Origin of the sequence: Hymenobacter antarcticus, from assembly GCF_039539545.1 — a bacterium.
GTDB lineage: Bacteria > Bacteroidota > Bacteroidia > Cytophagales > Hymenobacteraceae > Hymenobacter > Hymenobacter antarcticus.
This window is the reverse complement of sequence record NZ_BAABDI010000023.1, coordinates 1-21,952: the sequence shown is the minus strand read 5'-3', so window position 1 is coordinate 21,952 and position 21,952 is coordinate 1. Positions and strand designations below refer to the sequence as shown.

Here is a 21,952-nt window from a genome sequence, read left to right as displayed (position 1 = left end):
AAAAACCCTTGTGCCCAAAAAGGGCGCACCACCCCTCTTTTGCCCTTACTAAAATGACAACTCGCGGTAAATTTCTCATCGGCCTTATCCTCGTGACGGCCCTGTACTTCGGCATCAACAAGCTGGTTTCCAGCGGGGCCGTATTTAAAAAAGCCGACACGCAGTCGGTACTGCTGAACTCGATTGAGCTGCCCGCCACCACCGGCGGCAACCGGGCCAACATCGTGGTGCCGCTGGCGCAGCTGCCCGGCACGGCCCCGGCCGATAAGGGCACGCCGGTGGTGTGGGAAGTGATGGCCTGGAACAGCCAGATGGCCGGCATGCTGGCCAACGGCGGCCCTCGCAGCACCATGGGCTCAGCCCTGGCCGCCAATGGCCTCGACCTGCAGATTGTGCGGCAGGACGACGTGAGCAAGATGCAGGCCGACCTGGTGAAAAACGCCCTCGACCTGCAAAACAACCCCGAAACGCCGGGCCTGATTGTGAGCATCATGGGCGACGGCCTGCCCGGCTTCTCGGCGGTGCAGGAACAGCTCAAAAAGGTCGGCACGCAGCTGCAAATCATCCCCTACAGCATGGGTAAAAGCTTTGGTGAGGATAAGCTGATGGGTCCGAAAGAATGGCTGGATAACCCCAAGCTCGCTCTGGGCAAAACGGTGGCCTGCTACCTGCGCGACGGCGACCAGAACATCGCCCTGAAATGGTGCGCCGACAACGGCCTGAAAGTGAACCCCGACGAGACGACCTACGACCCCGAAGCCGTGAACTTCATGGCCGCCAGCGACTTCCTGGTAGCTGCCGAGAAATATATCCTCGGCAAGCCCGAGGCCCGCACCAAAGTGGTGAACGGCAAAAACACCGGCGTGAAGGTGGACGTAGTGGCCGATGCCGTGGCCACCTGGACGCCCGGCGACGTGAACATCGCCAAGCAGCGCGGCGGCCTCGTCAACATCGTGAGCACCAAGGACTATTCGAACCAGATGCCCAACATCATGGTGACCACCAAGCGCTGGTACGACGCCCACCCCAAAGAAGTACTGGGCCTGATGACGGGCCTGGCCGTGGCCGGCGACCAGGTGAAATCGCACCCCGAAGCCCTGGCCCGCGCCGCCGACATTTCGGCCACCGTGTACGGCGACCAGGACAAGCCCGGCGCCTACTGGCTGAAGTACTACAAGGGCGTGAGCGAGGCCGACCGCAACGGCGAGGTGGTGGAGCTGGGCGGCAGCAAAGCCTTCAACTTCAGCGACAACCTGAGCCTCTTTGGCCTCGACGAGGGTGGCACCAACATCTACGCGGCAGTGTACAAAACCTTCGGCGACGTGCAAAGCAAGCTTTACCCCAAAGAGCTGCCCAGCTACGTGCCGCTGGCCCAAATGCTGGACCTGACGCCCCTCAAGAAACTCCAGCAGCAATACAAAGGCAAAGCCGTGGCCCCGGCCGAAACCCAGCAGTTTGCCGCCGGCGACGAAATCCGCCAGAGCGTGAGCAAGCGGGCCTGGAACATCGAGTTCAACAGCGGCCAGAGCAGCTTCACCCCGATGGCTGAAAAGGAATTGAAACAGCTATTTGATGACCTCGTGGTGGCCGGCCGCCTCAAAGTAGCCGTGCACGGCCACACCGACAACGCCGGCGACCCGCAAAAGAACCAGCAGCTCTCCGAAGACCGCGCCATGGCCGTGGAGCGCTGGCTCGAAGCCAAGAGCCGCAGCGCCTTCCCCGACGGCCGCGTGCAGGTGTACGCCCACGGCGCCAGCGAGCCGATGGCCAGCAATACCACCCCGGTGGGCAAGGCCAAAAACCGCCGCGTGGAAGTGGTACTGGGGAATTAGAACGACAACTCCCCTCCTTGGAAAAGGAGGGGATGTTCGAGCCAAAGGCGAGAACGGGGGTGGTTTGATTCGTTGAACGACACCCGAACGATGCCCACCGCACCACCCCTGGCGGCTCATACGCCCCAACCACCCCAGTTGAGCCTGCGGCTCAACGTCCCCTCCTTGGTAAGGAGGGGAGTTTGACCGCCTCATCCCCTTCCCCCATGAAAACCCTATTCGCCCCCAACGCCCAGCCCGCCCGCCTGGTATTCACCACGATGGTAGTGGCGCAAGTGGCCCTGCTGCTATTGCTGTGGCTATTTTACCCCATGCAGCTGTTCCCCAGTCTGGGCGAGGTATTCCGTTCGCTCGGCGACCTCATCACCAGCCAGGGCCTCGTGCAGGAGCTGTGGGCCAGCATGACCACGGCCCTGCAAGCCCTGGCCGTGGCCACGGTGCTGGCGCTGGGCATTTCCTACCTCACGGCGCTGCCCTTCTTCCGGCCCATTGCCTACGCGGCCAGCAAGATGCGCTACCTCACCCTCACCGGCCTCACCTTTTTCATGGCCCTCATGGTCAGCTCCGGCCATCAGGTCAAGCTCTCGGTGCTCATTTTCGGGGCTACGGTGTACCTGGTCACGGGCATGACGAGCGTGATTCTGACCACCACGCAGGAAGAAATGGACCACGCCCGCACCCTGGGCATGGGCGAGTGGCGCAGCTTCTACGAAGTAGTAGTGCTGGGCAAACTGGACGAAATGCTCGAAGTGGTGCGCCAGAACTTCGCCATCATCTGGACCATGATTACGCTCGTGGAAACGCTCTATCAGTCTGAAGGGGGCATTGGCCTGCTGCTGTATAAGCAGAACCGGTATCTGCATCTGGATGGGGTGCTGGCTATTCAGCTGGTGATTCTGGCGACCGGGGCGGCGCAGGATTATGTGTTTGTGCTGCTGCGGCGGGTGTTTTTTCCTTACTCGGCGCTGGGCACAACCGCTTAACGTTCACCTCACCCCCCGGCCCCCTCTCCCGCGGAGAGGGGGAGCCACGGCAGGATTTTCAATCAGTCAACATCAAAAAAACGGCCCAACGCCACCCGCGCCGCCTCGGCTCCCCCTCTCCGCAGGAGAGGGGGCCGGGGGGGTGAGGTGAGCGTGAGAACGAAACCACCCATGACCGCCCACACCCACGCCTACCACGGCCCCATCCTCACCCTGGACAATATCTCCATGTCCTTCCACGGCGAGCCCATCCTGCGCGATATCAACGCCCAAATCCTCGACGTAATCCGACCCAACATGACCCAGGGCCAGATTCTGGGCTTCTACGGCCGCTCGGGCATCGGCAAGTCGGTCCTGTGCCGCATCATGGCGGGGCTCATGGCCCCCAGCAGCGGCACCGTGGAAGTGGGCCTCGCCCAGCAGCCCGTGCGGGCCGGCATGGTGGGCTTCGTGCAGCAGCGCTACCCGCTGTTCGACCACCGCACCCTCTTCGACAACCTGCTGGTGGCCGCCCAGCGCAAGTACGCCCCCGAGGCCGCCCGCCAGCACGTCGAAACCTACCTGGAGCGGTTCTGCCTCGCGCCGCACCGCAAGAAGTACCCGGCCCAGCTCTCGGGCGGGCAGCGGCAGCGGGCGGCCATCGCCCAGCAGCTGCTCTGCTCCGAGCACCTCATCCTGCTCGATGAGCCCTTCTCCGGCCTCGACGTGGCCATGATTGACGAGGTGAAACGCCTCATCGTCGAAGTAACGACCATGGACGAGCTGAACACCGTCGTCATCGTCTCGCACGACCTCGTGACCACCACCGCCCTGGCCGACCGCCTCTGGCTGCTGGGCCGCGAGCGCGACGACAGCGGCCAGTTCCTGCCCGGCGCCACCATCTGCCCCCGCCACCAGTACAACCTGGCCCAGCTCGGCCTCGCCTGGCACCCCGATGTCGAAGCCGAACCCGAATTCGCCCAGTTCGTGGCCGAGATTAAGGAGGAGATTCGGGGGAGTTAATTAATTTACGTCAAAGATTTTGTTGGTAGTGTCAGTAGTTCTCCTTTCGAAACTCGGCCAATTAATGTTCGTGTAAATGCACTTGCAAACGCGAGTTCTTGCAATTTTTCAAATCTATGAAAGGAAGAAGACGGACTACCAGTTTCGAGCATCAACAACCATACTTCATCACAACCAGCCAAGTAGCCGCTCACATTCTTGTTTTTGCGGTTAATTATTTCTTGAATCTTCTCGAATGGGGCGTCTGGGACCCAAAAAGTTGTAATTGGCGACCAGCAGGGTTGAGTCAAAGTATCTAAGTAAAATACGCTGATGCCCCGAATGTGCGAGTGGATAAAAGAGTCTATTGTTACATCAAAATGAATTTGGTATTGAGGCATTTCTTTTACCTCCAATACGCACGTTCCAACAGCTTCGGCAACAAGAGCAGCAACCGACTTCCGGTCTAAATTCCTCCAGTTGACTGCTTCAAAAAAATCTACCGTGACTTGAAGTGGCAACTGGTGTTTTTTCTCAAAAATTCTTTGTGCTTCAATCAGAATTGCATCTTGATTTGCTTCTCTCTCTCTAGCCTGTTCATTCAAAATGAGCGCAGTCATTTCAATCCCGATTTTTCTTCCATCCACCTGAATTAGCACATCGGGTAATGGTGGCGCAGGTTGCAACAATGAGTAGGATTTTGCCCCAAATAGCTGGGGAAGGAATCGTTCTAACAGATATAATTCACGGCTCTCTTTAGTAGACATAATGGAAAGGTAAACGCGACACCGCAATGCTACTTCCTATCCAAGCCGATACTTTTGATGCTGCAGGGCCGAGGGCTCTAATGATATACTAAGAATCCAGCCTTTCGAACGCAACCCAATGCCCACCGGTACCCTACTCATCATCGACGACGAGGCGCGCTTGCGCCAGCTGCTGGCGCAGGTGCTGGAGCTGGAAGGCTATACCGTGCTGCAAGCCTCCGATGCCACCCGCGGCCTGGAGCTGCTCCGGCAGCACGCCGACGACGTGCTGCTCGTGCTCTGCGACGTGAAGCTGCCCGATGCCAACGGCGTCGACCTGCTGCCCCGCCTCAAAGCCGCCGCCCCCGAGGCCGAAGTGGTGCTGCTCACCGCCTACGGCACCATCCCCGATGGCGTGAAGGCCATGAAGCTCGGTGCGTTCGACTACCTCACCAAGGGCGATTTTGAGCAGCAGCTGGTGGTGGTGGTGGACCGCGCCGCCGAAAAAGCCCGCCTCCGCAAGCGCGTGACCGAGCTGGAGCGCCGCGTAGGCCAGCAGTACCGCTTCGAGTCGATGATTGGCGACTCCACGGAGCTGAAGCGGGTGCAGAAGCTGGCCCAGCAGGTAGCGCCGACGGACTCTACCGTGCTGCTCGAAGGTCCCACCGGCAGCGGCAAGGAGCTGTTTGCCCAGGCCATCCATCAGGCCAGCGGGCGCAAGGGCAAGGCCTTCGTGGCCGTCAATTGCAGCGCCTTCCCCAGGGATTTGCTCGAATCGGAGCTGTTTGGCTACAAGAAAGGGGCCTTCACCGGGGCGCTGACCGACAAGAAGGGCCTGCTGGAAGAAGCCAACGGCGGCACCCTGTTTCTGGATGAAATCGGCGAGCTGGAGCTCAACGTGCAGGCCAAGTTTCTGCGGGTGCTCGAGATGCAGCAGTTCACCAAGCTCGGCGACACCAAGCCCACCCAGGTGAACGTGCGCCTGGTGGCCGCCACCAACCGCAACCTCAAGCTCGAAGCCGCCGAAGGCCGCTTCCGCCCCGATTTGTACTACCGCCTCTCGGTCTTCACCATCCTCATCCCATCGCTCAAAGAGCGGCCCGCCGACGTGCCGCCGCTGGCTCAGCACTTCCTGCAATACTTCGCCGCCCGGCTCAGCAAGCGCCTGCCCGGCCTGGAGCCGGAGTGCCTGCAGTTGCTGCAAGCCTACCCCTGGCCCGGCAATGTGCGCGAGCTGAAAAACGTGCTGGAAAGGGCGGCTATTCTGGCTCCGGCCGGGGAAATGCTGTCGGCTGATTACTTACCCGACGAGTTCCACGCCCTCGGCCGGCCCGTGCGGCCCGGTGCCGACGCCGCCGATGAAAGCCTGCGGGCGCTGGAAGCCCGGCACATCGGCAAGCTGATGGGTGAGCTGGAAGGGAATAAGCCCGAAGTGGCTAAGCGGCTGGGCATTGGGCTGACCACGCTGTACCGAAAATTGGAGGAGTACGGCCTGGGGTAGGGTGCGAAACCAGGCCCCGCACCCTACTTGTTCGTCAGGTCCAGCAACAGCTGGCAGAGGTCGGCTTCTTCGTAGGGCTTGATGAGGCAGGCGTTCATACCGGCGGCCAGGTAGGCGAGGCGGTCGGTTTCAAAGGCGTTGGCCGTGAGGGCGATGATGGGCAGGCCGGCGCGGCGCGCGTCGGGCAGCAGGCGCAGGGCGGTGGTTACCTCCACCCCGCTCAGGCCCGGCATGCGGATGTCGAGAATAGCCGCGTCGTAGTCGTGCCCGCGCAGCTGGGCCAGCGCGTCGGTGCCGTTGCTCACGGCCACCACGGCCACGCCCCAGTACTCGAGCACGGCGCGGGCAATCAGCTGGTTCAGGTGGTTGTCTTCGGCCAGCAGCACGCGCAGGCCGCGCAGACCCTCGAACGTGGGCCGGGCCTCGGCGGCACTGCTGGCGGCGGGCGCGGTCCCGGCGGCGCGCGGCAGGTGCAGCTCGAACGAAAAGGTGCTGCCCTGGCCCGGCACGCTGTGCAGGGCCAGCATGCCGCCCATCTGCTCCACCAGCTGCTGGCTGATGGCCAGGCCCAGGCCCGTGCCGCCAAAGCGTTGGCTGGTGTCGGCGCTGGCCTGGGCAAAGGCCTCGAAAATATGGGCCTGCTCGGTGGGGTCGATACCGATACCGGTATCAACTACCCAGAAGCGCAGGGTGAGGTCCGCGGGCGTTTCGGCCAACACGTCGGCCCCCAGCCCGATGCGGCCCTGCTCGGTGAACTTGATGGCGTTGGCGAGCAGGTTGAGCAGGATTTGGTGCAGGCGATAGGCATCGCCTGCCACGCGCAGCGGGCCGCCGGACGGGGGCTGCACCTCCAGCGCGAGGCCCTTGGTAGCGGCCAGCGCCGCCACGGCCTGCCCGGCCCTGGCCAGCAGCTCGGCCAGGTCGAAGGGCGCGGGATTGAGCTGCAGGTGGTGGGCCGTGATTTTGGCCATGTCCAGCACATCATTCAGCAGGCTGAGCAGGTGGAGGCCGGCCTGCTGCATGGCGGTGAGGTAGTCGGTCTGCTGGGCCGAGAGCGGCGTTTTGTGCAGCAGCGCGGCCATGCCCAGCACCCCGTTCAGGGGCGTGCGGATTTCGTGGCTCATACGGGCCAGAAAGTTTTCCTTGGCCAGGGCGTTGTCTTCAGCCTCGCGCTTGGCCTGCTCCAGGGCACGCTGGGCCAGCACGCCGGCCGTCACGTCGTAGCCCGAGGCCACTACGTACGACGGGCAGCCGGCCTCCACTACCAGGTAGGAGTTGTTGCGCAGGTAGCGCAGGTTGCCGGTGCGGGTCCGGATGGTCATGTGTCGGTCCTGCGGGTGCACGGTTTGCAGGTCATTCAGGTACGCCTGGAAGCCCGGCAGGTGGGCTGGGGCCAGCAAATCGTCCAGCGAGCGGCCCACCACCTCGGCCGCCGACCAGCCCAGCAGCCGCTCGATGGCCGGGTTGACCGACAGCAGGATGCCTTGCAGGTCGTGGGTGCAGATGAGGGCCTGCGAGTAGTGCACCAGGTCGTGGTACTGCTTTTCGCGGCGTTCCAGCTCCTGCAGGGTGCGCTTCATCTCGGTCACGTCGGTACTGATGGTGAGCACGCCCACCTGACCATTGGCGCGGCGCAGCGGCTGCATATACACCTGGCAATACCGCTGCTCGCCGCTGTTCAGCGTCAGGGAAATTTCGCGGGTTTCGGGCTGACCCGTGCGCAGCACTTCCCGGTTCAACGCGCGCACAACGGCTATTTCCCGCGCCACGACCTCCGGTTTGGGTTCGGCTGCCGTCAAGTGCGCCGAGTCGTTGAGGCGCTCATTAAAGACGCGGTTTGAGAAGGAGATATTCCCGCCCGGCTCTATCAGATGGAGCCCGTTGGGCAGCGCATCCACAATCTGACGAATAAAGGCTTCCTGCTCGCGCAGCATGTCCTGCACCTGGTGTTGCAGGTTTTCGGCCAGGTAGCGGGCCGTGATGTCGATGCCCGAGCCCACCACCAACCGCAGCCCGCCATCGGCCCCGAACACGGGACGCAGGTGGCGCACCATCAATTGGGGGCGGCCCCGACGGTCGAGGCCCTCTTCCTCCCAGGTCACATCGGTACGGGTGCGCACGGCCAGGTCGAAATACTGCTCGCGCAGCCGGCCCAGCTCGGGGTACCGGAGCTGGCGCAGGCCAAAGTATTCGGCATTGGTGAGGCCGATAATTTGCTCGCGCACGGCAGGGTCGGCTATTGTCGCCGGGTTCACGAACCGGAAACGATGCTCGGCGTCGAACACGGCCACATCAAAGGGCAGGAGATTGAGAATGGACTCGTAGAACTCCTGCTGCTGAATTACGCGCTGCTCGGCCTGCTTGCGCTCAGTCAGGTCGATGGCCAGGCTGATGACCAGGGGTATCCCGGCCAGGCCCCGCACCGGCCGGTACCACAGCATCGAGTGGCGGTCGGGGCCATCGGCCATCGGCAAGGTTTCTTCCCATTGCATTTCGCCGCCGGTACGCAACACTTCGGCAAAAGCGGCGGCGCGCTGTTGCGCGCTGGCGGCCGGATGCTGGCGGCGGACGCAGGCCTCGGTGCTGGTTTTACCCAGCATCCAGGTCCGCAGGGCGGGGTCGGGCTCGGCGCTGGAATTGATGAACAGGTAGCGGTGCTCGTCGTCGAACACGGCCACGGGGATGGGCACCTGCTCCAGCACGCTTTCATAAAAGATGCGCTGGCGACCAAGCCATTCTTCGGCCAGCCGCCGGTCGGTAATATTAGTGAAGTAAAGCGTCGTATCTGCCCCACCCGGCACCAGCGCGGCCGTCACGAGGTAGTATTGCCCGGCCACGGTCAGCTCCTGCGGGCCTGGCGCGGTCCCCTGCCGCATGGCTCGGGCCAGCGCCAGCAGGGACGGCAGCACCTCGGCCGCCGTCGTGCGCAATGCCTCTACCAGCGGGGCGGCGGCGGGGTTAGCGTAGAGCACTTCGCCGCTGGGAGCCAGGCGCAGAATGGGGTTGGGGTTTTGTTCGGGCACGGCGGCCAGCATGCGCAGGCGCTGCTGCTTGCGACGGTGAGCCTGGGTCACGTCGCGGTAGCAGATGACCCGCCCCGCCCCGGCCTCGTCGAGCACGAGGTAATCCAGCACCAGCCGGCGGCCATCGCGCAGCCGGAAGACCTCGCCGAGCACGGTTTTGCCGGCGGCGTGCAGCGCCCATGCGCGCGCGTGGAAGGCATCCGGGTCGGCAAAGGCGGCGGCAATGGGCAGCTGGCTTGCGGCAAACGGCGGCGGCCCGGCCACCGGCTCCAAGCCAAATAAACGCCAGAAATGCGGGCTCACGTACTGAATCAGGCCACTACCATCGACCAGCACCACCCCCAGGCGCAGGTTGTGTACCAGCGCGCCAATCTGGGTGCGCAGGGTGTGGAAGGGCGCAGCAACCGGCTGTTCCAGCGCCGCCAGGCGGGCGCGCATTTGGGCCAGCTCGGCTTCGGCGTGCTCGCGCCGGGCCCGCTCGGCGGCCAGCTGCTGCGCCCATTCGGCATCGGAGAAAGAGGAGACAGCGGGCATGGCCAAGGCGCGAGGAGAACTAAAAACGCAGCCCCGCAAGGCCGCCCGGACCCGCTAACGAGGACCACCGGGCAGACTTTCGGGAGCTACGCAACCTAAATATAAGAACCCAAAACGGCAGGCCCAATCCTGGCTTTTTTGACAATAAATACAATATATAAATATAAATTTGTGAATAATAAACAACAAAACAACTATCAGACAATTGATAAATAAGGTGTTAGCGTTTTTATTTGATTCCAGCTGCTCACTCAATAATAAAAATCTGTTTCCGTTGATTTTATTTCCCTGCTGAAGTGCTGTGGCCACGGCTTGGGAGCGTGCCGGGCCCGCCGGGCCGTGGCGGCGCAAGCATGTAATGCCCCGCGGGCCGGCACGATTCAGGAACCGGACCCGCCCGCCGCCGGCCGCGCAATGCGGCCCCGGGCGCTTACTTCGGCCCCGCAACCGGCCCGGGTGCCGGGTCCGGATTTTCCTTCGCTATGTCTCTCAAACTCAAAATCCGCCTCAGCGTCTTTCTGCTGCTCCTGCTGCTGCTGGGGCTGGGCGGCTACGCTTTCTTCACCATCAGCTACCTGGAGCACGGCGCGCACGGCATCGAGCAGCATGATTTCGACCTGGCCCGCACCACCGTACTGGTGTTTTTAGCAACCGGCACGCTGGTGGGCATCGTCATGATGGTGCGGCTGCCGCGCATAGTGGTGCGGCCGCTCCGCCGCCTCACCGTGGATGTGGAGCGGGTAGCCGGCCCCGGCCCCGCCACCCGCGTGGCCGTGGGCCGGCGCGACGAAGTAGGCTCGGTGGCCGCCGCCGTGAACCTCGTGCTGAGCCAGGCCCAGACCGACCGCCGCACCACGCTGGCCGAGCTCTTCACCGAGCGCAACCGCATGGCCAGCCTGGTGAGCAACCTCGATGAGGGCCTGCTGCTGCTGGACGAGCACGGCACCATCGTGCTGGCCAACCCCGTGGCCTGCGACCTGCTGGGCCTGCCCCAAACCGCCCTGCTGGGCCAGTCGGCCGAAGCCGTGGCCGCCACCAACGAGCTGCTGCGCGAGCTGCTGGTGCCCCTGGCCGAAGCCAACCTGGCCGGCGACGCCGTGCCCGACCCCGTGTTCATGTTTCCGCACAAGGGCGATGCCCCGCACTACCAGCTCAGCATCAGCCCGATTGCGCCGGCCGCCGGGCCGGGGGCGGGCCCGGCGGTGGCCGCCGGCTACATCCTGTGCCTGCGCAACGTGTCCGATTTCAAGAAGCTGGATGAAGTGAAGTCGGGTTTTCTGGCCACGATTTCGCACGAGCTGAAAACCCCGCTGGCCAGCATCAAGCTCAGCCTGATGCTGTTGCAGAACGAGCGCACCACCGATGCCGAGCGCCACACCCTGGCCGCCGGCATTGGCGAAGAAACCCAGCGCCTGCTGAGCATGGTGGGCCAGCTCATCGACGTGTCGCGCCTCGACGCGGGCGCGGGCATCAAGCTCAACGTGCAGCCCATGCGCCTGGCCGATGTCATCGGCTACGCCACCCGCACGGTGCTGCCGCAGCTCCACGACAAGCAGCTCCTGCTCGACACCAACCTGCCCGAGACCCTGCCCGAAGTACACGGCGACGTGGAAAAAACCACCTGGGTACTCATCAACCTGCTCTCGAATGCCATCCGCTACTCGCCGGCCGGGGCACCGCTGTGCATCCGGGCGGTGCCGTGGGGCGAAATGGTGCGCGTGAGCGTGGAAGACTGCGGGCCGGGTATTCCGGCCGAACATCACCGGCGCATTTTCGAGCGCTTCGCGGGCATGCCGGGGCAGGCCGGGCACAGCGGCAGCTCGGGGCTGGGGCTGAGCATTTCGCGCGAGTTTATTGATGCGCAGGGCGGCCAGCTCTGGGTAGAAAGCCAGCCGGCGGCCGGCAGCCGGTTTTTGTTTACGCTGCCGGTGGCGTAGGGCGGGATTGGAAGAATTGTAAAACGTCATGCTGAGCGCAGCCGAAGCATGACGTTCTATCTACTCTAATACGCGCCTTTCCGGCTGTTTGCCGCCGCCGTGCGTAAACCCAACCGTAACGGCAGCCCAGGGCTGCCCCTCAATCTCCCAGAAAACACGTTTTATGTCGACCACCCCCACCCCGAAATTCACCGTTGAGCGCCTCACCTTTGCCACGCTGACCGAGCTGCCGAACACCTGGCAAAACCAGGACTACAAGGCCCTGCTCGTGAAAATGAACTACGATAACCCGGACGGCATCAGCGAGGCTGAGCTGAAGGAAATGTGCCTGATGTCGTTCACCGACTTGGAGCCGCGCGAGGCGGCCGAAGTGGTGCTGGGCTACCTATACCCGGAGGAGCTGAACGCCGGTCAAATCGAGAATCTTTCTCACCAGATGCTCACCGAAAAGCTCTGGGAAGAAAACCCCGAGCTGCCGCTGCACAAGGGCTTTTACCAGGCCACGCAGCTGCTGCACGATGCTTATAACGGCACGTTCCCGGCCACCAAAGCCGTGGAATTTGAGGTAAAAGTCACGGCCGAAAACGCGGAGGATTTGGCCGTGTTCGCCACCGAGCCGGCCGCGCCGCTGCTGCGCCTGCTCGCCCCCGGCCTTTCGGATAAAGCCCTGATAAACCGCCTGTTTTCTTCGCAGCTCGAAGGCGATAAGTTCGAGGAAGCCAAATCCATGCTCTGGCAATTGACGGAGAAGGGAAAAACGGCCACCTCCATCACCTTCGACGTAGTGAGCTCGGCCTACTGGCTGGAAGATTTCAAGTACGCCGACACCTACGAAGCCGCGACCCACGCCGACACGGTAGCAGTTGAGGAGGAGTAATCGTTGCCCCGGTCCGACCGGTCGTCGTTGGTATAACCACCGTTCTCACTTCGACCAGTCGGACCGCCCAGGGCGGTCGGACCGGGGCAACAACTTTTAAGGCGCCCTCCCAACCGTACGCGGCTGGGTTTTTCTCGTCGGCGGGCCTAATTTGGCACCACGGCACGCGGCCACCCCACGGCGTTTTCGGCATTTATGAACTTCCTGACCCTGCGACGAGTACTGGCATCGGTGGTGCTACTGGGCGTGCTGGGGGTGGGAGTGGCCGGGTGGCTGGTGGGCAGCAAATACGGGCGGCGCGTGGTGGCCCAGCGGGTACGCTACGCCCTCACGCACAATTCGGAGCTGGTGCTGGCCCCGTTCACGGTGGAGTTTTCGCCCTGGCGCGACTTCCCGCATCTCACGGCTTCGCTGCACAACCTGGCGCTAACCGACACGTCGCACCAAAAAAGCGTGCCCGTGCTGCGCATTGCCCGCGCCGACTTGCGCGTGGAGCTGCTGAGCCTGCTGCGCGGCCGGGTTGAGGTGCGCCGACTGGCCGTGACCGACGTGAACTTTCAGGAACGGGTAGACTCGCTGGGGCGGGCCTGGGGCCTGCGCGGCAAGCGCCAAAAGGGCACCGGCAACGTCCCAACCCTCAACCTGAAACTCGACGAACTGGTGGTGAATAACTTCCGGTTCAGCTCGCACAATGACTATTCGCGGGGGGCTTTTGGCGTGCTGGTGCGGCAGGCCCGGCTCCGGGCCCGGCTCCGGGGCGGGGTGCTGCGCGTGGGTGGCACGCTGGCCGGCGAGCTGAGCTACCTGCGCACCCGCGGCGGCACCCTGTTTGAGCGCGAGCCGGTCACGGCCCTGGTAAATTACCGCTACACCTTTAAGGAGCGCCAGGGCCTGTTTTACCGCACCCGCGCCACGCTCAATGGCGATACCATCCGGGTGAGCGGCACCCACACCGTGGACCCCAAACAGCCCGTGGGCACGCTCATGAACCTGCGGTTCGTGGGCAACCAGCCGCTGGTGGATGTGCTGCGGGCGGCCCTGCCCCCGCGCCTGGAGTCCTACCTCAGCGGCACCCGCAGCCCCAGCAAGGCCCACATTCACTACACCATCACGGGGCTGAGCGGGCCCAAAGTCACGCCCCGAAACGTGCTCAGCTTCGGGCTGCGCGGGGCCAGCCTGCAATGGCCCGAGCCCGCCCGCCGCATCAGCCGCTGGGACCTGCAGGGCACCTATGATAACGGCCCGGCCCACAATATCAAATCTACGATACTCACGCTGCGGCGCTGCCGGATTTACTCGGCGGCGGGCCAGCTCGATGTGGCCCTCACGCTGCGCAATTTCCGGCGGCCGCTGCTGGATGGCCACTTCCAGGGCCGCGCCACGCTGCCCGAGCTGGCCGCCCTGCTGGGCCCCAGCCAGTGGCAGGCCCGGGGCGGCACCGCCGATATCGACGTGCGGCTGCGGGGCCGGCTGCCGCCCCGCGCCGGCCGCGCCGGGCCCCGCGTGCCACAGCGCCCGCTCTCGTTGCGCGGCACGGTCACGCTGCACCGTGCCTCGCTGCTGCTGCCCACGCGCGGGGCCGACATCTCGGGCCTGAACGTGCGGGTGAGCATGCGCGATAGCCTCTGGCACCTGGCCAATGCCTCGGGGGTATTAAATCAGATGCAGTTTCAAGCCTCGGCCACCACCGTGAATCTGCTGGGGTATCTCAATGGCCGCCAGCCCACGGCCCGCATTAGCGGGCGGTTTGTGGTAGATGAGCTGCGGGTGGCCCGGCTGCAGGAGCTCATGCGGCCCCGGCCCCGCGCCGTGGGGGCCGGGTTTGCCCCCACCAGCCTGCCCAAACCAACCCGCGCCCCGCGCGACAAGGCCCAGCTGGCCGCCACCCTAGGCAGCGAGCTGATTCCGGCGGGCCTGCTACTGGATGTGAGCCTGCGCTGCCAGCGCCTGCTGCTGGCCGCCGATACCCTCAGCAGCCTGGCCGTGACCGTGCGCCACGACGGCCAGCGCGTGCAGCTCCAAAACCTGGCCGGGCGCGTGTGGGGCGGCGACGTACGCGGCTCGGTGCAATGGCCCACCGACCCCGAAAACAAGGTAGTGCCCCTGCAGTATCAGATGGGCGTACGCTTTGCCACGCTCAACTACCAGCAGTTTCTGGCCCGCCTGACGCGGCCCGTACCCGAGGCCGCCCGCACCGCCAAGGGCCAGCGCAAGCGGGTGGCCCTGCCCGCCCTGCGCGAGCTGCTGCTCATGGCCAACGGCCAGCTCAACCTCGATATTGACCGCGTGGAGCTGCCCGAAGACGAAAGCATGAGCCGCGTGAGCCTGCGGCTGGAAAAAACCGGCCCCACCCTGCGCATGCCCTACCTGCGCTTCCGCACGCCGGAGGGCGGCACCGGCGTGGCCTCGGGCACGGCCCAGGTCGATGGCCTGCGCCTGGCCGCCGCCGATGCCGACCTGACCCTGCGCTACGGCACCCTCGACGTGCAGCGCCTGCTGGGCCTCATCGCCAGCCTCACCACGCCCGCCGACTCGGTGCCCACCGCCCGCACCCTGGCCCGGGCCGAACGCCGGGCCGAGCGGCGCGCCCAGCAGCGCCTGCGCCAGCCCGGCGGCAACCCGTCGCTGTTTTCGAATGGTGTGCTGAGCGCCGTGCTGCGCGTGGAGGCCGACCGCGTGAGCTACGCGACGGTGAATGGCCGCAACTTCCGGCTGGTATCGCACCTGCTCGACGGCGAGGCCCGCCTCGATACCTGCTCGCTCGATGCCCTGCAGGGCCGTATCAGCCTGAGCGGCTACATGCGCAGCACCGCCAACCGGGCCCATCACCCCACCCAGCTGCAAGTGCGCCTACGGGATGTGCAGCTGCCAGCCTTGTTCGCCACCATCACCAGCATGGGCCTGAACGTGATGAGCGGCGACAACATTCGGGGCTCCTTGCGCGGCGTGGCCGACGTGCACACCGACCTGGGCCGCACCTTTCTACCGGCCCTGCCCCAAACGGCGGGCTACCTCAAAACCGACTTCCGCGACCTGGAGCTGCTGAACGTGGAGGTGCTGATGGAGGCCCTCAAATTCATGAAGGCCGAGCGCACCGGCCACCTCTATTTTGAGCCCGTGAGCGGCGAGTTCGTGCTTGCCCAGGGCCAGCTCCTCATTCCCGGCCTGAAGCTGAACAGCAACCTGAGCAACCTGGAAGTGAGTGGCCACTACGGCCTCGACGGCGCTACCAACCTGTACGTGGGCCTAAAGCCCCTGCAGGCCCTGTTTGGAAATAACGACAAGCGGGTCGAGCGCATCCAGAATGGCGAGCCGATGAACAAAGCCGATGCCAAGGGCAAAAACAAGCTCACCTACCTGAACCTGCGGCGCACGGCCCCCGGTGAGAAGTACAAAGTCCGGCTGTTTCAGCGCGATGAGCAGCGCGCCGCCCAGGCCCGGCTGCTGGAGCTGTACCGTGGCTACCTGCGCACTCAGAAGCTGGATACTACGGTGCGCATGCTGCGGTAGCAATCGACTGAGCGACAGAAGAACGGGAACGGTCAGGCTGAAACGCGAACGTCAGGCTAAGCAAACAGAACGTCATGCTGAGCGCAGCCGAAGCATCTCGCTTGTGGTAGTAATCAAATCGCAAGAAAAGATTTACTGCTGCACGCGAGATGCTTCGGCTGCGCTCAGCATGACGTTCTGTTTATCCGGCATGACGTTCTGCTATCCGCGCAATTTCATTGTTCCTGCCTGCCGTTCTTTGCCCACCAATTCAGCCCTAAACCGCCCGCATGACTCGTTTTTTCTTTGCCGCGCTACTTGCCGCTGCCAGCGTGGCGGCCCCGGCCCTGGCCCAGACCCGCGCCCAGGATTCCACCTTCGTGCGGCAGCATTACACCAAGCTTGACCGCCAGGTTCCCATGCGCGATGGCGTGAAGCTCTACACCGTCATCTACGTGCCCAAAGATGCCGCCGCGGCCCTGCCCTACCCGTTTCTGATGACGCGCACGCCCTACTCGGCCGGGCCGTATGGGGAGGACAAGTACCGCACCCGCGGCCCCGGACCCAGCCAGGAGCTCTCGGCCGAGAAGTACATTTTCGTGTATCAGGACGTGCGCGGACGGTATATGAGCGAAGGCCGGTTTGAGGAGATGACCCCGGCCCTGACGGCCATTCCAACGGGTAACGGCCCAAGCCCGGCCACGCCCCACGACGAGAGCACCGACACCTTCGATACCATTGAATGGCTGCTTCAACACGTGCCCGGCCACAACGGCCGCGTGGGCATGATGGGTATTTCCTACCCCGGCTTCTACGCCTCGGCGGCGCTACCCAACGCCCATCCGGCGCTGAAAGCGGTGTCGCCCCAGGCTCCGGTCACGGATGAGTTTCTGGGCGATGATGCCCGGCACAAGGGCGCGTTTTTCCTGCTCGATAACTTTGAGTTCACCAACTATTTCGACGTACCGCGCCCCAGGCCGGTGGCCGAGTACCAAGAGCTGTTCAAGTTCGAGCCCAAGGATGCGTACAAGTTTTTTCTGGCGCTCGGTCCCATCAAAAACGCCAACGGTCCCAAATATTTCAACAACCGCGCCCGCATCTGGAACGAGTATCAGCAGCACGATACCTACGATGCCTACTGGCAGGCCCGCAATATTCGCACCGCCCTCACCGGCGTGAAACCGGCCGTGCTGGTCGTCGGCGGCTGGTTCGATGCCGAGGACCTGTACGGGGCCCTGAACACCTACAAGGCCATTGAAAACCAGAACCCCGGCACCACTAACCACCTCGTGATGGGCCCCTGGACGCACGGGGCCTGGGCCCGGCCCGACTGGAGCAAGTTTGGCCCCCTCAGCTTCGGCTCAAATACCGCCCAGACTTACCGCGAGACGCTGGAAACACCATTTTTTAACTTCTACCTAAAGGACAAAGGCAGCTTCAACCCCGCCGAAGCCACCGTCTTCAACACCGGCACCAACGAGTGGAAAACGTATGCCGCCTGGCCGCCGGTGGCTACAGAAACCCGCACGCTGTACTTCCAGGAGGCCAACCGCCTCGCCTTTACCGCCCCAACTGCCGGTCAGAAACCAAACGAATACATCAGCGACCCGGCCAACCCGGTGCCTTACACCGACGGCATCCACGGCAGCCGCAACAACGAATACATGATGGAGGACCAGCGCTTCGCCGCCAAGCGCCCCGACGTGCTCACCTTCCACACCGAGGCCCTGCCCGAAGACCTCACCCTGGCCGGCCCCCTCACCGCCGACCTGTTCGTGAGCACCTCCGGCACCGATGCCGACTTCATTGTGAAAGTTATCGACGAGCAGCCCGACGGCACCCAGCGCCTCGTGCGCGCCGAGGTGATGCGCGGCCGCTTCCGCAACAGCTTCAGCAAGCCCGAGGCTTTCAAGCCGAATGAGCCCACCGAAGTGAAGTACGAGCTGCCCGACGTGCTGCACACCTTTAAAAAAGGCCACCGGCTACTGGTGCAGGTGCAAAGCACCTGGTTTCCGTTGGTCGACCGCAACCCGCAGACCTTCGTGCCCATCGCCACGGCGGAGGCCCGGGATTTTAAGAAAGCCACCATCCGGCTGTACCACGATGCCGGCCACGCCTCGGCGGTGCGGGTGCAGGTGGTGGCCCCGTAGCGCACGGCTGCAACCACCGCCAGACCTACGGGTGGTACGCCGGCCATGCAGTGCTGGCACCGCCCCGCTCCTAAAACCCAAAAGCGCCCCCGTCGCTACAGGAGTGGCGGGGGCGCTTGGCCATTTCTACAAACCGGCTACAGCTCGTCGCCAATCACGGCGACGGCTTCGGCCAGGGCGGCGTCCTTGCGCAGGGGCTTCAGGAAGCGGGCCAGACGCTTGGCCGCGACCGAATCGGAGGCCGGGCGGGCGTCGGCCGACAAGGCCGCTACATCGAGCATGGACAGGGCGTTTTGCGCGGCAGTCTGTTGCTTATTGGCATCGCGGGCCTGCTGCTGCAGGGTGCGGTAAGCGGCCAGGTTCAGCGAAAGCGTGGTTTGCTTGCGGCGCTCGGTGGCCCGGGCGGCCCCGTCCGTTATCAGGCGGAAGCCGGGGCTGATGGCCACCCGGGCAGCACTGGCGGCCCGCAGCTTGGCCATGCTGGCGGGCAGCGTGTTGGCCGGCTGGTACACGGCCGGCATGATTTCATCCCAGGGCAGCGGGTATTCCGATTCCTGCTCGCCCTTGGCGAAAGAGGTGAGCGCATCGGGCAGCGTGATGTCCGGCACCACGCCCTTAAACTGCGTCGAGCCGCCATTCACCCGGTAAAATTTCTGGATGGTGAGCTTGAGCGAGCCCAGCGGCTTGAGGGCGGCCGCCTGCGCCGACACCGCGTTGTCGAGGTCGAATACCTGCTGCACAGTGCCCTTGCCGTAGGTGGTGCTGCCCAGCACCACGGCCCGCTTGTAGTCCTGCATGGCGGCGGCCAGAATCTCGGAGGCCGAGGCACTGTACTTGTTCACGAGCACCACCAGCGGGCCGGCGTACTGCACCTGCGGGTCGGTATCGGCCACGGGCTCGGCGGCGCCACGGCTGGTTTTCACCTGCACCATGGGGCCGGTGGGCACAAACAGGCCGCCCATGTCCACGGCGTCGCGCAGCGAGCCGCCGCCATTGTAGCGCAGGTCGAGCACCACGCCGGCCACGTTTTCTTTCGAGAGCTTGGCCAGCTCCTTCTTCACGTCGGCGGCGCTGCTGCGGCCGCCTTTGCCGCTGAAGTCGGCGTAGAAGCCGGGCAGGTGAATGTAGCCATAGGTGCGGCCGCTCTGCTTCACGAGGGCCGACTGGGCGTAGGTTTCCTCAATCACCACCACATCGCGGATGATGGGAATGACCAGCGTGGCCCCGTCGGGCTTGCGCACCGTGAGGCGCACCTCCGTGCCCTTGGGCCCGCGGATGAGCTTCACGGCCTTGTCGAAGCGCATGCCTTCCACGCTCACGGGCTCGGCCGCGCCTTGGGCCACGCGCAGAATAATGTCGCCCACTTTCAGCTCGCCCTGCCGCGACGAGGCCGAACCGGCCACGATGTCCGTCACCTTGAGGTGGCCTTCGTCCTGAATCAGCTGCGCGCCGGTGCCCTCCAGGCGGCCCGACATGGCAATATCGAAGTTGTCGCGGGCAATGGGCGCGAGGTAGTTGGTGTGGGGGTCGTAGGTGTTGGCAATCACGTCGGCAAACTCGGCCAGCCGGTCGTTCGAGTCGTTTTTCAGCTGGTCGGCAAAGGCGTCGTCGTAGTATTTCAGTACGCGCTTGCGGGCTTCGGCCTCCATCTCCACGGCCGTGCGGGGGCGCGTGGTGGTGGTGCCCGGCGCGGCACTCACCTTGGCGGCGGCCAGTGGCTTATCCTTTTTGCTCACCTCGTCGTCCATCATTTCCGACATTCGGGCCAGGGTCTGGTACTTCAGCATCTTGCGCCACTGCTCGCGCTGGGCGGCGGCATCGGCCGCATACACGGCCTTGGCAGGGTCGGTTTCCCAGCTTTCCTGCACCGTGAAGTCAAACGGTTTGGCCAGAACCTGGCGGTAGATGGTCTGCACCTCCAGCATGCGCTTGCTCAGCAGCTGGCTGGTGGCGTCCAGAAACTCGTGGCTGCTGCCGCGCAGCTCATCGTCAATCCTGGTCTGGTACTGGCGCAGGGCGGCTACCTCGGGGGCCAGCAGTAGCTGCTTGTTCACGTCTACGCGCTTGAGGTAGAGGTCGAACACGCGCTGCGAAAACTGGTCGTCCAGCTTCTCGGGCTGGTAGTGCAGCTGGGTCAGGCCCTGAAGCATGACGCCGAGCACCACCTGGTCGCGCGGGGGCGTGCCTTGGTACACCGAGTACGAGGCCAGCCCCAGCAGGGCCAGCACGGAAGTGGAGTAGATACCTAGTTTAAAGCGGGGAAATGGCATGCGGAAGAAGGCTAGTTGAAACGTAAGAAAAGGCCTTTGGGCCAGCCTGCGCCCCTATCTACGGGCCAGGCGGTAAAGATGCTGCTCCATTAACCAGAATCGCACCAGTAATTGCTCCCAAGGTCGGAAAAGAAACCGGGGGGTTGCGGATTGGTTGCCTGCCTCCGGCCCGGCCGCGCCCCCCTTTCGGCTACAAGCTGAGCGTGAGCTGCCGCCCCGCCGCCAGCTCGGCCGTGGTCAGGTTGGAGAGCGTGACGCCCAGCAGGCGCACCCCCTTGGGCAGCGGAAACAGGCCCTCCACCAGCTCCCGGCAAATGCGCTCCAGCACGGCCGCGCTGCTCACCGGCCCGGTGCTGCTGCGGCTCCGGGTTATCTGCCGAAAATCGGCGAATTTCACCTTCAGCGTCACGGTGCGGCCCAGTATACCGGTGCGCTGGCAGTACTCCCACACGTCCTCAATCGCGGACCGCAGGCCGTCGAGCAGGTCGGTAAACTCGGTTAAATCCTGAGCGAAGGTGGTTTCCGAGCCCACCGATTTGCGCTGGCGGTCGGCCACCACGGGGCGCAGGTCCTCGGCCCGGGCAATGGCGAAGTAGTAGCGCCCCGCCTTGCCAAACTGCTGCTGCAAAAGCTCCACGGGTTGCAGCCGCAAGTCGGCCCCGGTGAAGATGCCCAGCTGGTTCATGCGGGCCGCCGTGACCGGCCCCACGCCGTGAAACTGCCCCACTGCCAGGCCCGCCACGAAATCCAGCCCCTGCTCGGGCCGCACCACAAACTGCCCGTTGGGCTTGCGGTAGTCGGAAGCCAGCTTGGCCAGGAATTTATTGTAGGAGATGCCCGCCGAGGCCGTCAGCCCCGTTTCGGCCAGGATTTTGGCCCTGATTTCGCGGGCAATCTGGGTGGCCGAGGTCAGCTGCCGCAGGTTGTGGGTCACATCGAGGTAGGCCTCGTCCAGGGCCACGGGCTCAATCAGGGCCGTGTATTCGGCGAAGATGGCCCGAATCTGCCGCGATATTTCCTTGTAGACCGCGAAGCGCGGCGGCACAAACACCAGCTCGGGGCACTTGCGCAGCGCCGTGGTCGAGGGCATGGCCGAGCGCACCCCAAACTGCCGGGCCTCGTAGCTGGCCGCCGCCACTACCCCGCGCTCCCGCGCCCCGCCCACGGCCACCGGCCGGCCGCGCAGCTCGGGCTGGTCGCGCTGCTCCACGGAAGCGTAAAATGCATCCATATCCAGGTGGATAATTTTGCGAACGGAGCTATCACTCACTATCTTGTCTATTTATTAGGACAAAAATAAATCGGCGTTCCCCGCGAGCGCAATCTTTGTTTCCAGCTCTCCATCGCGGTTATCCAGTTCATCGAAGCAGGATTCCGGCGGTGAAACTTGTGTGTGAAGCGAATATTAATACCAAAATAATCTTATTATTTATTTTATTATTGATAAACGATAGTGTAGATTTGTTTCAATTTCCTTGTGGGGTGGCGGAACTGGCAGACGCGCTAGCTGTATAGTCCCGGAGGATAGTGGGGTACCTTTACCGCCTGCTTACCGAACGAATTTATGGGAAAATTACCACACGGGTGCGCCCGCACAACGCCGGCAACTCGGCGCCTTATCCAGCAAAG

12 protein-coding genes are annotated in these 21,952 nt (G+C 63.9%); 8 read left to right on the top strand and 4 right to left on the bottom strand.

Annotation, left to right across the window (positions count from 1 at the left end):
• The first annotated feature begins 53 nt into the window (after nucleotides 1–53).
• From ABD819_RS15250 to ABD819_RS15240, 3 genes are all read left to right on the top strand, one after another.
• Entirely contained in the window at nucleotides 54–1,832 is a 1,779-nt protein-coding gene (locus ABD819_RS15250) for an OmpA family protein (protein ID WP_345125699.1), read from the top strand.
• 206 nt (nucleotides 1,833–2,038) lie between these two features.
• Entirely contained in the window at nucleotides 2,039–2,815 is a 777-nt protein-coding gene (locus ABD819_RS15245; RefSeq protein WP_345125698.1) for an ABC transporter permease, read from the top strand.
• A 171-nt stretch (nucleotides 2,816–2,986) separates the two neighbouring features.
• A complete protein-coding gene (locus tag ABD819_RS15240) occupies nucleotides 2,987–3,817 on the top strand; it encodes an ATP-binding cassette domain-containing protein (protein WP_345125696.1) in 831 nt (276 codons plus the stop codon).
• A 5-nt stretch (nucleotides 3,818–3,822) separates the two neighbouring features.
• Here the strand turns inward: ABD819_RS15240 and ABD819_RS15235 are convergent, their stop codons facing one another.
• A complete protein-coding gene (locus ABD819_RS15235) occupies nucleotides 3,823–4,563 on the bottom strand; it encodes a hypothetical protein (protein WP_345125694.1) in 741 nt (246 codons plus the stop codon).
• A 118-nt stretch (nucleotides 4,564–4,681) separates the two neighbouring features.
• Here ABD819_RS15235 and ABD819_RS15230 point away from each other — a divergent pair, with 118 nt between their 5' ends.
• Nucleotides 4,682–6,043: a sigma-54-dependent transcriptional regulator gene (locus tag ABD819_RS15230; RefSeq protein ID WP_345125693.1), complete on the top strand. Its 1,362-nt coding sequence runs from the start codon at nucleotides 4,682–4,684 to the stop codon at nucleotides 6,041–6,043.
• A 23-nt stretch (nucleotides 6,044–6,066) separates the two neighbouring features.
• Here the strand turns inward: ABD819_RS15230 and ABD819_RS15225 are convergent, their stop codons facing one another.
• Nucleotides 6,067–9,600, bottom strand: a complete 3,534-nt coding sequence (locus ABD819_RS15225; RefSeq protein WP_345125692.1) for a PAS domain S-box protein — start codon at nucleotides 9,598–9,600, stop codon at nucleotides 6,067–6,069.
• Between the two features lie 482 nt (nucleotides 9,601–10,082).
• Between ABD819_RS15225 and ABD819_RS15220 the strand changes: the two genes are divergently transcribed.
• From ABD819_RS15220 to ABD819_RS15205, 4 genes are all read left to right on the top strand, one after another.
• Nucleotides 10,083–11,537, top strand: a complete 1,455-nt coding sequence (locus ABD819_RS15220) for a sensor histidine kinase (protein WP_345125691.1) — start codon at nucleotides 10,083–10,085, stop codon at nucleotides 11,535–11,537.
• Between the two features lie 163 nt (nucleotides 11,538–11,700).
• Nucleotides 11,701–12,414: a hypothetical protein gene (locus ABD819_RS15215; RefSeq protein ID WP_345125689.1), complete on the top strand. Its 714-nt coding sequence runs from the start codon at nucleotides 11,701–11,703 to the stop codon at nucleotides 12,412–12,414.
• Between the two features lie 195 nt (nucleotides 12,415–12,609).
• A complete protein-coding gene (locus tag ABD819_RS15210; protein WP_345125687.1) occupies nucleotides 12,610–15,924 on the top strand; it encodes an AsmA-like C-terminal region-containing protein in 3,315 nt (1,104 codons plus the stop codon).
• 269 nt (nucleotides 15,925–16,193) lie between these two features.
• Nucleotides 16,194–18,053, top strand: a complete 1,860-nt coding sequence (locus tag ABD819_RS15205) for a CocE/NonD family hydrolase (protein ID WP_345125685.1) — start codon at nucleotides 16,194–16,196, stop codon at nucleotides 18,051–18,053.
• 137 nt (nucleotides 18,054–18,190) lie between these two features.
• Here ABD819_RS15205 and ABD819_RS15200 read toward each other — a convergent pair whose 3' ends face one another.
• Together ABD819_RS15200 and dinB are read right to left on the bottom strand one after the other, a co-directional pair.
• Nucleotides 18,191–20,323, bottom strand: a complete 2,133-nt coding sequence (locus ABD819_RS15200) for a carboxy terminal-processing peptidase (protein ID WP_345125684.1) — start codon at nucleotides 20,321–20,323, stop codon at nucleotides 18,191–18,193.
• 190 nt (nucleotides 20,324–20,513) lie between these two features.
• Nucleotides 20,514–21,593: a DNA polymerase IV gene (gene dinB, locus ABD819_RS15195; protein ID WP_345125683.1), complete on the bottom strand. Its 1,080-nt coding sequence runs from the start codon at nucleotides 21,591–21,593 to the stop codon at nucleotides 20,514–20,516.
• Nucleotides 21,594–21,952: the final 359 nt, after the last annotated feature.